This window comes from Paenibacillus contaminans (genome assembly GCF_003285015.1).
Lineage (GTDB): Bacteria > Bacillota > Bacilli > Paenibacillales > NBRC-103111 > Paenibacillus_V > Paenibacillus_V contaminans.
On the sequence record NZ_QMFB01000004.1, the window covers coordinates 388,183 to 402,065 of the forward strand.

General features: G+C 48.9%; 9 protein-coding genes. 3 read left to right on the forward strand and 6 right to left on the reverse strand.

Features of this window, described 5'->3' with window-relative positions; all coding sequences use genetic code 11:
- Positions 1 to 210: 210 nt before the first annotated feature.
- The 6 genes from DQG23_RS43735 to DQG23_RS10390 form a co-directional block, all read right to left on the reverse strand.
- A complete protein-coding gene (locus DQG23_RS43735; protein WP_420330221.1) occupies positions 211 to 2,433 on the reverse strand; it encodes a helix-turn-helix domain-containing protein in 2,223 nt (740 codons plus the stop codon).
- A 1,054-nt stretch (positions 2,434 to 3,487) separates the two neighbouring features.
- Positions 3,488 to 3,745: a DUF3951 domain-containing protein gene (locus DQG23_RS10370; RefSeq protein ID WP_113030741.1), complete on the reverse strand. Its 258-nt coding sequence runs from the start codon at positions 3,743 to 3,745 to the stop codon at positions 3,488 to 3,490.
- Between the two features lie 527 nt (positions 3,746 to 4,272).
- Positions 4,273 to 5,355: a Gfo/Idh/MocA family protein gene (locus tag DQG23_RS10375; RefSeq protein ID WP_158560388.1), complete on the reverse strand. Its 1,083-nt coding sequence runs from the start codon at positions 5,353 to 5,355 to the stop codon at positions 4,273 to 4,275.
- A gap of 316 nt (positions 5,356 to 5,671) precedes the next feature.
- Positions 5,672 to 5,935, reverse strand: a complete 264-nt coding sequence (locus DQG23_RS10380; protein WP_113030743.1) for a hypothetical protein — start codon at positions 5,933 to 5,935, stop codon at positions 5,672 to 5,674.
- A gap of 728 nt (positions 5,936 to 6,663) precedes the next feature.
- Positions 6,664 to 8,424: a sensor histidine kinase gene (locus tag DQG23_RS10385; protein ID WP_113030744.1), complete on the reverse strand. Its 1,761-nt coding sequence runs from the start codon at positions 8,422 to 8,424 to the stop codon at positions 6,664 to 6,666.
- A complete protein-coding gene (locus DQG23_RS10390; RefSeq protein WP_113030745.1) occupies positions 8,421 to 9,098 on the reverse strand; it encodes a response regulator transcription factor in 678 nt (225 codons plus the stop codon). The genes DQG23_RS10385 and DQG23_RS10390 overlap by 4 nt, the downstream gene beginning before the upstream one ends.
- A 171-nt stretch (positions 9,099 to 9,269) precedes the next feature.
- On the opposite strand from DQG23_RS10390, the gene DQG23_RS10395 reads away from it, so the two are divergent.
- The 3 genes from DQG23_RS10395 to DQG23_RS10405 all read left to right on the forward strand — a co-directional run bounded on the left by DQG23_RS10395 (position 9,270) and on the right by DQG23_RS10405 (position 13,789).
- Entirely contained in the window at positions 9,270 to 10,307 is a 1,038-nt protein-coding gene (locus DQG23_RS10395; protein ID WP_113030746.1) for an AI-2E family transporter, read from the forward strand.
- A 5-nt stretch (positions 10,308 to 10,312) separates the two neighbouring features.
- Positions 10,313 to 10,858, forward strand: coding sequence for a CDP-alcohol phosphatidyltransferase family protein (locus DQG23_RS10400; protein ID WP_146762284.1), 546 nt, complete (start codon positions 10,313 to 10,315; stop codon positions 10,856 to 10,858).
- 645 nt (positions 10,859 to 11,503) lie between these two features.
- Positions 11,504 to 13,789, forward strand: coding sequence for a helix-turn-helix domain-containing protein (locus tag DQG23_RS10405; protein WP_113030748.1), 2,286 nt, complete (start codon positions 11,504 to 11,506; stop codon positions 13,787 to 13,789).
- The last annotated feature ends 94 nt before the right edge of the window (positions 13,790 to 13,883 follow it).

Sequence of the window (13,883 nt, forward strand, 5' to 3'; positions counted from 1 at the left end):
TGCTCCATAAAGTATAGAAACCTTTCCTATTGGCCCATATCCGGGAGATTCTTGATTGAAATAGGATTTCCGATAGGCGGGTGCATCATAGTTTTGTCCTTATCGATACAAACAAAAGGACCTCCAAGCTGCACCTGCCGGTGAGTTGAAGGTCCGATTGCATAATAGGAGAATCAATAGTCCGAAACAATAATAGGACGCTAAGCCAGTCTAAGAGTCAAACGACGATTTAACCATAGTTTCCTGAAAGTTATCCTGCGCCCGTTCGATATGAGCGGATTTATACACTTTCGCCAGTGCGGAAGCCCGATCCGTAACCTCCATCTTTAGAAATATTTTCGTAATATGATTTTTGACGGTATGCTCGCTGATCACCAATCTTTCTCCGATTTCGCGGTTGCTCAATCCGTCCATCAACAAGCCAAGCACTTCGAGTTCCCTATGCGACAAGGGCGGAAGATCCGGATTCGTCTGAAGCTGGTGAAACTCCGTTTTCGGTTCCGCCGCTTTCACAAGATCCGAGGATACGAGAATCGTTTTTTCGACAACCTGTCTTTTGGCCAAAAATGCGCTGAATCTTTCGATCCATTCGTCGTTAACACCTTTCGCGTGTTTTTTCCATTCCATAACCGAATGCTCTTGATAGCGCAAATACAGAAAAACGACGGCCACGATTTGGGCGTAATCGGCATACAGGGAATCGGTAACATGCTCCTCCACGCCTTCTTCGCCCTCATTCAGTCTGCATATCGAATCGAATGCCTTCGTAATTTCCAGCAAAATCGAATTCTCCAAAACTTCTCCCAACAAGCTTCGGGGATAGTCCGCTACCTTGCAGGCCATAACGAGAATGTGCAGCCGGTCTTCACAAAAGGTGCCGCAGGCAGCCGCAAATTCGATGACCAAATCGATGGCTTGCACCGAACGATCGTAGCTTTCCGGATCCCACCGCTGCAAGCACTTGTGCAAAATAGTCACCTGTTCGTCGCCGGGACGCATCGACTCGTACATACGCTTCAACGCCGATCCTCCGATAGCCGCCAAACAAGTCAAGTACCCTTTGTACAGCTCAAAATCTTCTTCCCTAGGCAGCGCGATGCTTAAAATTCCGTAAAATTGTTTACCGTGCATGAGCAGACATTCCGCAATAAACAAGTTTTCGTCAAAACGCTCCAAAGAAACAGTAACCTCAGTTAAATTTTCCTTGGCCTTGTTCCTATAACGGATCGACAGCTCCTGTGCATAACGCTCGGTAAACGCATTGGAAAGCCCGCGGGAAATGACTTGCATCTTCTCTTTGCATTGTTGGCTTATAACGGCAATCGCAAATGCCCCCTGCATCAGGTTCATGCTCATATCGATCATCGGGAATAGGAGCTGACGTATATTGTCTGCTTTCGAAGCCACCGAGCACACTTCCTGCAGCGTAGTCAAACTGAGCAAATGGCGGGCGCTTTCATCCTGCAAATATTGCTGATTCGCTTGAATCCCGATCAGCAAAGCCATCGTACGGCTCACGTTAAGCCAGCTTTGCCTGATCGAGGTGGAGCTTACGCTGCCGCCGAACAGCAAGCCGATGACTTCATGATTTTGTATAACCGGGCTGCAAAACAAGAAATGCGGTACGATATTTTGCCGGATAAAAAACATCGATCGCGGATCGCGGGAAATTTTCGACCATGAGCAAAATTGCCTGCTGCTCACCCCCAGTCCAAGAAAGCCTTCGCCGAACGAGAATGTTTTGTTCAGCAATCCGCTGCCGATTCCGTCGGAGGTGTACAAAACCTGAAAGGTATCGTCATCTATTTTTTTGGCATATCCCGAAAACTCCATTACCTCATTGCATGAGCAAAACAGTTCAAGCAGGTGGTCCAGCTCCGCTTCCGAATTGTTGATATAATCAACCGCTTGCCGAAGCAGCTCGGTCCGAGTTTGGATCCCCTCGTTTTCGTTGAACACATCCACCAGCACGGTAACATTTTCTGCAAAAACGGTCGCCATATGAAGGATTCCTTGCTTTTCGTCAAGCTTAATCATATTGCTCTTCTTGGAAATTTGTTCCCATTTATCGAATTTGCTTTGGCTATCCTGAAAGTAACGTTCCACCAGCTCCAAACTGTCCCGCTCGATAAAAGTGCCTGCAATGACAAAACTTCTGACTCGCTCGTTCAAATGAATGGGAACCGCAACCGCTTGGATGCCGGGAAACACATCGAAAAAAATCGGTTTGGCGACTCCGCCGAGAAAGCTGGCGATCGATTCCAAACTTGCGCACTCTTGATCGTCTTCAATCGGCTGCTCATCCAGTACTCTCCACATTCCGTTTTCTTTTAAAGGCATCAACGGTTTGCCTTGCAAGTCAATGACGGCAATATCGATATTTTTGTAGCTTGAGAAGCATAGCTGCATCTCTTCAATAATTCGAATTAGCATTTCATCCCACCATCTCGTCATAATTACAGGTCATCATGATATAAGTGCTTATTCGGAATTTTTGAGTTTGGAAGCAAACCGGAGCGATATTACCGCAAGTTTCCTGAATTCCCACGTCAGAGCAATTCGTTTAGATTAATGTAATAGTAATTCGAACGCCTCCCTCCTATTTCAGTCCTATTTCACAAATTCTTAATGTTTTATTTTTCCACGGCGTATTTGACCAACGGTTGTTTATGCGCAGCAATCGCCGTTAGTAGGCATTTTTGTATCGTTTTTATGTGATTTATTTTTTACCTCTGCCATCATACTTTCCACATCATCTACCGTATTATGTATATCGTTTAGCGAAATAAAATCGGATTGATTTGCATGCCGTATGCTACGGGACGTCATGATATGTTTAACTGCCTAACGGTAAACTAGCTATCACTTTCCTATTCGTTCCCCCCTCTCTCAAAGAAATGCCGACTAGTCCGAACTTCCGTTATTCACCTCCTTCACCTGATATAAGAAAATATTCCATTATCCTTCCTTCCTAGACAATCACCTAATCTTCTCTATTTCCAATCCCTAATATGCATCGCGGTAAAGAGAGACTATTCCTATTGTGATGATTTCAATTGGCTTCCTATATGTGAAAAACCCTTTGGGAGGCGATAATACGGCACTTGCGGGGTTTCGGTTTTATCCATTGTTATGCATCGTTCGGTAGTAAATCGACTGGCGAGCTTTTTTAAAATTTGTCGAAAAATTCTTATTTTTGAAATAATTTATTTGGTTTTGTCGATTCGTTAACCTGAATCTAATGATAAATCATTTAAATTTTGTCGAAAAGAATGCCGTTATCCTCATTCCAGTAGGAATAATTTCCTCTTATTCTCTTATCGCCGGCTCTATCCATTCCATTAGTATTAGGATGTCGGACTATACGACACATATAAATTCCGTTTTATAAACAAAACCTCCAAAACCGCCGGCAGCGGTATTGGAGGTTTATTTTGGTACGATCCGTCTTTCGAAATCAGCGCCACCCGGGCTCCGCCACAACAATTCAAATGAATTTGTGCGGCTTTTTGGCACTTTTTTTGCTTTTTAAGTACTTGTTTTTGTCGTCGCCCTGCTCGTCTTCATCCTCTTTCTCTTCTTTTTCTTCATGATATTCCACGTTCGTTTGACCCGTAGCATAATCGAACGGCGTATAGCGGCTATCGGGCAGCGCCTTCAGCTTAATCATCTTCGCCACGATAATCGCGAGCAAAATAAAGATCGGCCCAAATATCCCAATAAGAAAGTACATCGTCAAATCCATAAACATCCCCGCTTTCCGGCAGTTTTTACCCGTTCTACGTCTCAGCTGTCGGCACGTTTCAGTAATTTTCTCTATTTCCAATCATACACAAAAACTCCATATACCTCAAACCTTTAACTACTGCAAGCCGGAGTAATCCTTACTACCGCGGCGCTTCCGGCTACAAGCCGTATAAAAAAAACCGTCCGGAAATCGCGGACGGTCCATTGGTGCATGGCTATACGTTTGCACGTGGGGGAGGTAGTGGGTAGGGGCTTTCAACCAATCTTGAAATCGTGTGATCTGGAATTGGTTTTGCGGGTATCACACGATTTCAAAGGCGGCCCATAGCGAAGCTCCTTTGTAGCCCTTCCCTACCCACTACCTCTGCTCTTCTTTGCTGCTTTCCCATTACGTCTTTTCCAAACCGCCCCCCGATCGATCACGGACGTTTCAACCCTCGTACTTCTTACGGTTCTCTCCGCGATATACTTGCTGATGAAACAAAAAAAGAGGCGCCGCTTATCGGCACCCCCGCATTTCTAGACTTATCTGACCTGCGGCACGTCCAGCCATACGCCGCCCTTCTCCACAGCTTGATGGGCAACGATGCCCGGAAGCGTATATTCCATGGCGCGAAACACGTCGATCGGCGGGGTTGTCCCCCGATTTAAAGCATCGATAAAGTCGCGGATCAAATAATATTCCGACGTGCCGTGGCCGCCTTTAGTCGCTTCCGCCGGAGCGTCCGGATCGATCGTTTTGCAGCTGAGGCTTTTAGCCCCGTTCGCGTATTCCTCGCTGCCCTCCAGATAAATCCATCCGTCGCTGTCATACCCGGCTCTGCCGCTCTCCATTTGCCCTTTCGACCCGTAGAGCGAATAAAAATGCGCGAACCCCGGGTTCCTCGGCGCTACCGAGCTCCGCAGAAGCTTGATCGTCGCGCCTTTGGCCGTTTCGAACAAGGCCACCTGCATATCGATGCAGCCGTCGCCGCCAGCCGGAATAATCGTTTTGGAACGCCCCGCTCCGGTTGCCCGCACGATCCTGTCGTCCAATATTTCCAAGATCGGCCCGATGGAATGGGAGCAATAATGCAGAGGAGGACGCTGATTTCGCCAATAGGCTTTGCCTGTCGCGGAATCGATGATTCGATCCCTGATTTCATGCACATACTCGCATTCCGCATAAAATACAGTCCCCAGCATGCCGCTCTGCACTTGCCGTTTCCAGCCTCTCAAATAGTGAAAATATACCGTATTCTCCGCCATCATGTAGGTCATGCCGGTTTTTTGCACAGCATCTATAACGCGAAAGCAGTCTTCGATCGTAGACGCAGCCGTTACTTCGCATAACACATGCTTGCCCGCTTCGAGCGCATCGATCGTTAATTGCGCATGAGAAGGCACCGGCGTTCCGATCATGACAAAATCGGTATCCTCGTTCAAAAAATCCTCATACCGTTCGAATCTTCCGGAATCCGGAACCCCAAGCTCGCAGCCTGCTTTCTCCAAAACGGCGGAATCCTGATCGCAGATCGCAACCACTTCGATTTGCGGATGATGCATATAAGCTGCCGAGCGTCTGGAACCGCCCAAGCCGACCAGCCCCATTTTCCATTTCTTATCCATGATCGCCTTATCCCCTCTCGACTTTACTCGCATGTTTGTTCGATTCCAATCGTAGTACCACTATAGCAATCGGGCTGACGGAATCGTAGGTTTACGGTATTTAACCTGTTGGATTATATGCTCATATTTGTAGCATGTATTCGAAAGCAACTAGGCGACATATAAAGTCTTGTATTTTGAAAAAAACGCCTTGCGGCGTCTTTGGTGTACCTTATATGTTTGCGTTCGTGAGAGTACCGTCGTACCGCCCCGCCATGGCAGCAGCAATACGTGTGAACTCATACTCTCTATGTAGTTCTTTTTACTTAAGGATTGTCTACTTGACCCCGTACTCGTCCTCATTAACTTCCGACTGGTTTTCCGGGAATATTTGTTTGATGATATGGGCTTTGCGGCGTTTGTTATGAATCCATGCATAAAATTCAGGATCCCTCCTGATGTTATCCAGAAAACGGTCTACCACCTCGTCCTCCGACAGCCCCGTATACTCGGCATAATATTTGACGACCGTTTTCGTACGGTTGGATATTTGCCACTCCACCTTGCTTTTCAGCTTCTGAATAGGCTTAATAAACTCCATACTCTGTTCCCCCATTTGGCTTTATCTTAATCGAAAATATCCGCTCTATCGGCATAACGGTCTTCGTCCGAGCCCAGGCTGCTCATGGCTGCGCTTGCGATCAACCAGGTATTTGTCCCGGCTGAAACCGGGGGAGCGCAGACGGCGGACCCGATTGTCCCCAGCTAGCAGATCGTATTCTCGATGATCATCATTTTAACCTACGGCTCTGAACAATATTTGAACAAAAAATCGGAGTTTCTATGATAAAACCTATACAGTACTTTCGGAGCAGTTTTTCGGTTATTCAAAATAATGTTTTGCATAATAAATTGGCGTACATAACAAAAAAACTCCAATCCCATTGGAGTTTACATGATTAGGTCCGAGCACCTGAAAAAACGAAAAACATTCGCTTTCCTGAAAATGTACACCGGCACTTCCCCCAGCACGAGATATGCCTTCACGAATGACTAAAAGAAGGGACTGTCCCAAGGGTAAAACGAGGATTGACCGCCGACGTGTGACCGGGCACCGTGCGCCAGGAGGCGCACAGTGCGGAAAGCCAGTCCCAAAATGTAAACCTTTAAACGATGCGTCCGCCAATCCGAATCCCCCGAGACCGCATTTTGTCTCCGTTTACCGATTCAATAAGCTTTTACCCATTAAGTCCTATTCCTATGGCGTCCAACGCTGCATGCCATTTTTTTTCAATCGGCACCTTCCTTCTGAAGCCGCCTTCCCATTCGTTAAATCGGCAATTCAAAATAAAACCGGACGCCTCGTTCCGTATTTTTCACGCCATAGCGGCTTTCGTGTAAATCCAAAATATGTTTGACGATCGCAAGTCCAAGCCCCGTTCCCCCGGTTTTTCGGCTTCTGGAACGCTCCACTCGATAAAACCGTTCCCAAATGCTGCCCAACTGCTCGTCAGGAATCGCTTCCCCTTCGTTTTCGATCGCAATGCGCACATGCTCCCCGTTTTTATCGATCCGCAGCGTTATCTCGCTGCCGGGAACCGCGTGCCGGATGGCGTTCATCAAAAGATTAAACAACACCTGCTCGATTTTGGAACGGTCCGCATAAACGGGAAATTCTTCGCCGGATACGATCGCTACCGTCAATTGCTTATCGCTTAATTGATTGGTCAGCTTATCGACGATATCCTCGGCCAGCTCGCTTACCGTAAAATGGCTCTGTTTCAGCTTAATCGTCTTCGATTCCAGCTTTGTCAGTTCGAGCATGTCCTTCACGAGCTCTTCCATCTTCTCCGTTTCATCCAAAATAACATCGAGATACCTCTCGCGTTTGCTTTCGCTGATCCTGTCCCGGAGCCCCTCGACGAACCCTCTGACGATGCTCAGCGGCGTTTTTAATTCATGGGAAGCATTCGAAATAAACTCCTTCTGCATCTGCTCCATCCTCTGCTTGTGCTCCACATCGGCCCGCAATCGTTCGTTCGCCTGATGAAGCTCTTTCAGCGTATCGTCGAGCGTCTCGGACAGCCTGTTCAAGCTTCGGGACAAGCTGCCGAACTCATCATGTCCCCCAATCTGCGATTTGGCCGAAAAATCGAGCTTTGCCATACGTAGAGCGATTTGGTTGAGCGCGAGCAGCGGCTTGGCCACGATCTTCGAAAAAATAAGCGAGAGCAGCAAAATTAACGCGACGCCGCCGGCTCCGATATAGAAATAGAATAGTTTGAGCGCATCGTAGGCTTCGCTGATCTGCTGCAAGGAAACGATCATGAAGATCAATTCGTTCACCTTGCCGTCCTGCATTATCGGCTGAACCGCTACGTAGCCGCGCATGCCGCTGAGCGACTCCGTCCATTCCTCCCGGATCATCTCTCCGTTATCGAGCGTTTCCTTATGGGCGTCCGACAGTGGAAACCATTCGTTAAGCGCAAGGTAGAGCAACCCCTGTCTCATGTTCCACTGATTCGGATGAGGCAGCAGCGAGTCCGTGATAACGCCGGAAATCGATTCCAGCTGCTCCGCCTCCGAGCCGCTCGGCAAGCTGCCGATGTCCTTGGCGCCCTCTCTATGAATGATCACCGGATAAAACAAATCCTTGGTCGCCTCATCTTCGTAATAGCCCTCCACCACGATCCGTTCGCCCCGCTTCAAATTCGCCTGCAGCAAATCGTTTTTCTCGGAATCGAACAAGAAAAACAGCGAGATTTTGACCTTAAGGCCGTTATCGTCCTGGATCACGATACGGAATAAATTATCGTATTTGAGCTTTCCTTCGGGATTCAGGATCGCCAGCTGGGCCTTATTTTGACTGATAAAAGCAGCCATTTCTTGGGAGATGCGCTGTTCGCTCCACTTTCTTTGCTCATACTTCTGCCCGAAGGCGGACAGTTTTTTTTGCATGCCCCCTATTTTCTGATGCTGATAAAACGATTCGAAAAAGAGCAGCTGACCCAGCAAAACAATGGCATAAAACAATAGAAAAAAAAGCGCCGTAATCGCGAACAGCTTGAACGTCACTCCGCGTTTGCTCATCGGTCCTCCTCTAGCTTGTAGCCCGACCGGATAACGGTACGGATATGGCGGGCTTCATTGCCGAGCTTCCCCCGCAATTTCTTGATATGCGTATCCACGACCCGCAAATCCCCGAAATAATCGAAGCCCCATACATGATCCAGTATCGTTTCTCTGGAAAGCACGATATTTTCGTTCTTGATCAAATACAGCAGCAGTTCATACTCTTTGGGAGCAAGCTCGACAGGCTGCCCGTCGATGTCTACGCGATGCGATCGCGTGTTGATCGAGATCCGGCCAACGGTGAGGCTCTTCTCTTTGCCGACGGTTCCTTCGACGCGCTTCATCAAGCTTTTGGCACGGGCTACGAGCACCTTAGGGCTAAAAGGCTTCGTCACGTAATCGTCGGCGCCCAGCTCAAAACCGAGCATTTTATCGTCGTCTTCCGATTTGGCTGTCAGCATAATGATCGGCACGGCCGAACGTTCCCGTATTCGCTTGCAAACCGTCCAACCGTCCAATTCAGGCATGAGAATATCCAGAACGACAAGATCCGCGTTTAACGTTTCCAGCATCTCCAGCGCCTGCCATCCGGTTTCCGCTTCATAAACGATCCACTGCTCCCGCTGGAAATAGTCGGCCGTAATCTCGCGGATCAAGCTCTCGTCTTCGACGAGCAGTACTTTTCGTTCCATAAACGCGACAACTCCTCCGAAATACGCATTCAGATGTAAGTATAACCGCGAACTGTGTTTTTTGTGTGTACCTTTTTGCTTTAAAAGCGGATACAGACACATAAAGTACACAAGGCGGCCTTATAATGAGCCTATCATGTTATCGCACCTCCCGACCGAAAGGATGTTTTTATGAATGTTTGGGCTCTGCTGAATAAAAAAGACGTTCGCCGCTTCGCCGTTTTGGCGCTGTTCTGCCTGCTCTTATTCGGGCTCCGCAGCATGCTGAATCTTCTTCTGCTCACCTTCCTGGCGACCTTTCTCATGAATCAGCTGCATATGCACGTGAAGCGCGCTCTCGATAAAATCGTCAAGATCGACTCCAAGCTAGTGCTTGCCTTGCTCTACATCATGCTCGTTGCGGTCATCGCTTTCGCAGGCGTCAAACTATTTCCTGCGATGATCCGTCAAGCCGAACAAGTAATCGACCTCGTGAAGCAGGTGTATGAAGACCCGCACGACGAGATGGCAAGTTATTTGCTGTCGCTGCTCGATCAAATCGACATGCCCAGTATCGTGAAGCCCGGTCTTGATATGATGATGAAGCTCGGCAATCTGGGTTTGCAAGCTTTTCTTGCGCTGATCCTGAGCCTGTTCCTGTTGCTCGGCAAAGCCAACGTCATTCGGTTTACGGTACAATTCCGCACCAGCAAACTCGGCTGGTTCGTCTCGGAGGTCGAATATTTCGGCCGGAAATTTCTGCAAACATTCGGTAAAGTAATCGAAGCGCAGCTGATGATTGCGTTCATCAACTGCTTGCTGACGACAGCGGCCCTCTGGATCATGGGTTTCCCGAACCTGTTCGGCTTGGCGCTGCTCGTTTTCGTGCTTGGGCTCATACCGGTGGCGGGCGTGTTCTTTTCCCTCATACCGCTTAGCGCCATCGCCTTCAGCATCGGCGGCTTTCCTTACGTTATTTATCTGATCGTGACCATCACCGCCATTCATGCGATCGAGGCTTACGTGCTCAACCCGCGGCTGATGGCCTCCAAAACGCATTTGCCGGTGTTTTATACATTTCTCGTGCTTCTCTTCTCCGAACATTTTTTCGGGATCTGGGGGCTTATTGTCGGCATTCCGACCTTTGTGTTTTTGCTCGATATTTTGGAGGTGCAATCGCTTGGGCAGCCCGCCCAAACCTTGCCCTTACCTAAGGAACAGGAGGAGTGATGGCGATGTCCGGAAAGTTGATTCCCGTTTGGCTTACGGCAGCCTGCCTGGGAGCGGGGATGGTTTCGCTTCTATTTACCTTTCACGGCCAACCGTTTCAAGCAGCGCTTTCCGTTCTCGTTGCGGCGCTATTGAACGTTATAAGCGGCTTATTCGCGCTAAGACGGGAGCCGTCTAATATATTCTGCAAGGAGCTGCGATCGCTATGCGAGCTCATATCGTTCGGCGCGGCTCCCTCTTTTCTAGTTTATGCAGGCATTCTGCAGGAGCTTCGCACAGCCGGCATCTTGCTGATGGCGCTCTTCCTCATATGCGGAGCGCTGGCGCTGGCGCGCTTCAACGTCAGCCCTTACATGCCCCGTTATCATACCGGACTGCCGATCACCGGCGCAGGCTGCATCTTGTCCGTTTTTGCGCTTTGGAGCCCCGAGCCCTATCTCCAGGAAGAGGCAATCGCGCTCATCGTGCTGCTATCTTGCCTGATGGTAAGCAAGATCAAATTTCCGGCAGTAGTCCGGCCCGGCCTTCAAGCCGAATCGAGAAATTCGTAGGGACTGCCGTAATTTGACCACTGACTGTTGCTGCAAGTCGATTTTGCCCAACTATTTGCATACTTTTCAAGGCGTCTGCTGCAATAGTCCGACTTTGCCCGCTTGCAGCGCCTTTTTTGCATAGCCGGCCTCTAAAACCGTGCTGCAAGCACGCTAAATCGGACTACGGAGCGGATCGTCCGGTACACGACTCATGCAAGTGTGTTTTTTCGGACTACAGCAACGTTTAGGAGGAGTGTGACATTTTCCATTCTCAAAAGATCTAATACGACTTCAATTCTAAAACTAAGGAACGTTAACCTGGTTACGAAAGCAAACACGAATATCGTATTGGTTATGCACGGACCGTGCGCTTAGTGGAGAAAACCTCACCAAAACACGGTTTTCGGCGTGCAATAGTGAAGTTTGCCTCACGAATAGTAACATTTTTCCTCATTATGCCGATCAGATCTGTTGCACGATCACATGCCTTACATCAACGTGTAGCCAATTTACTTACCGGTGACCGACATATCAAGTAGAATTTTTCGAAGTTCCCCTCCCCGACTCCATAATTCCTTCACCCCCATCCCAGCACATGGAAACAGGAGTTGTAAGCCTGTCAAAGAAAGTGGTAGAATCGGGGAACATAGGGGGAATATCTTCATGAGCAACTTTACCTTTTGGCGTAAAATCAACCTCTCGTACAAGCAGCAGCTGTTCGTTTATTCCCTGTTGCTCAGCATTATCCCGGTTCTGCTGGTCGGGTTCGCTTCCTCTTATATATCTACGAAAATCGTGCGGGAAGAGGTTAATAACAACCAGCAAATGACTTTGCAGCAGCTGCAATATCAAGTCGACACGTTTCTTTACAATATCGAGCGTACCTCCCAGCAGATTGCCGGCGACCTGACCGTCGAAAAATCGCTGCGGATCGGCATCTCCATGGATAATCCCGAGGCTCTCGATACAACGCTGGACCTTCGCGAACGCATCCGGAATTACCGCAGCTTCTCGGATATCAGCTTCGATCTATCCCTCGTTTACCTCAAGCATCACTACGTGTACTCGAATCGGGACGGCATCATGAAAGAAGAGGAATTCCCGTTCTACCAGCTGCTGCAAAAAGAGAAACTTCCATCGGTCGGTTCGCTTGTCATTTCTCCAAACGTTTATCCGAACCAGAAGGATCTCCTGCTGATCAAACCGATCCAGAGCAGCGCGGCGCCGCCTGAAGGCATGCTCGTCATGGAAATCGATGCCAAACGCTTTTATGAATTTTTCCTTTCGCTGCAGATCGGTAATAACAGCAAGGTGATGATCGTCGACAACCTCGGGCGAATCGTTATGAGCCAGAATCAAAATGAAAGCGGTTCACAGATCAATTCGCTTTCGGCGCTTTACCCGTTGTGGACCGGAGACGTAACGAATCCGCAGCCGGTTACGATCCAGGACACGAAATATAAAGTATCCGTACAGAAGTCCTCCTTCAACCAGTGGACTTACATTGCCATGACGCCGATCACGGTGCTGAACGCGAAATCGGATGTCATCAGCAAAATCACATGGATCGTAGTAGCGGCCCTCGCCGTGTTATGGAGCGGGATTTCCTTCTTTGGCTCGAAGCGCTTGTATTTCCCTATCCAGCGCTTGGCGGTAAAGTTTCTCGGCGCAAATAAAAGCGGTGACGGCTTGCAGGACATCGACTATTATATCGACGATACGCTGAAGACCACTCAGCAATTGAAAGATCAAATAAACGACCACCTGCCCGATCTGAAGGGAACGATTCTACTGCAGCTGCTGCGGGGCGATATTTCGGAGCAGGAATTCCACAATAAGTCGAGGCATTACGACTTTCCGCTCCGCGGCCGTTGGTTTTATGTTTGCGCGGTGCAAATCGATCAATACGACGCCTTCAAACAGAAATATGTGGGCAGAGACAGACCGCTTATGATGTTCGCCCTCGCCAAGCTCATTCAGGAAATATGCGAGGTTTTCCACCCTTGTCTGACCGTCGTTCCGCAGCCCGGCCAGGTCGCTTTTATTATGGGCCTGGAGGAAGCGGATACGGATACGGACGCACAATTAAGCGAAGTATGCGACGCCATACGCAGCAAGGTGTCGGAATATTTCAACCTGTCCGTCACCGTAGCGATGAGCCGGCCCCACCGCGACCTGCGCAACATAAGCGAAAGCTACAACGAAGCGTTGGAGCTGCTGCAGTACCGGTTTTGGCTGGGCGAGAACCGGACGGTTTCCGCCCAAAACACGGAGAACCTCGGCTCCATTCAGCAAACGAGCAGGCAGCTCGGCAAATGGGAAAAGCTGATTGTCAAAAGCATTTCGGAAGGCGAGCTCGCCAAGGCCGAAGAGCAGCTTGACGATATGATTCGAACGATTCCAAAGACGGAATCGAACTCGACGTTTGCCATCGGTTACTTTGCCCGCCTGATCGGAGAAATCGACGGCCTTCTTGAAGAATCAGGCGCCGAGCTTGGCTCGATGTTCGATTACGATCTCTACAAACGGCTTTACGCCTGCGACTCATTAGCCGAGCTGCAGGACTGGTTCGGATCGGAATTTTTTCCTACGCTTCGCACGCATATGGGGCAATTAAACGGTTCCCATCGAAAATGGCTCGTTCAGCAAGCGATCGGGTTCATCCACGAGCGTTTCGAAACCGATTTGTCGCTGCAGCAAATTGCCGACCATCTTGAGGTCCCTGCATATCAACTTAGCCGATTGTTTAAAGACGAGACCGAAATGAACTTTGTCGATTACGTCATTCATTACCGGATATCCAAGGCGAAGGAGTGGCTGGCGCTTACCGATATGTCCATCAAGGAAATTACCGAGAGACTTCGCTATGCGACTACCCAAAACTTCACCCGCGTGTTTAAACAAATCACGGGGGTACCGCCTGGCAAATACCGCACCGAGCGGCGCTGAATCAAAACGGCATTATTCGTAAAATCCTCTACGGACGCGGGTCCGCAGGGGATTTTTCTTTGTGCGGCAGGCTTTGTATCCCCTTTTGCAAACC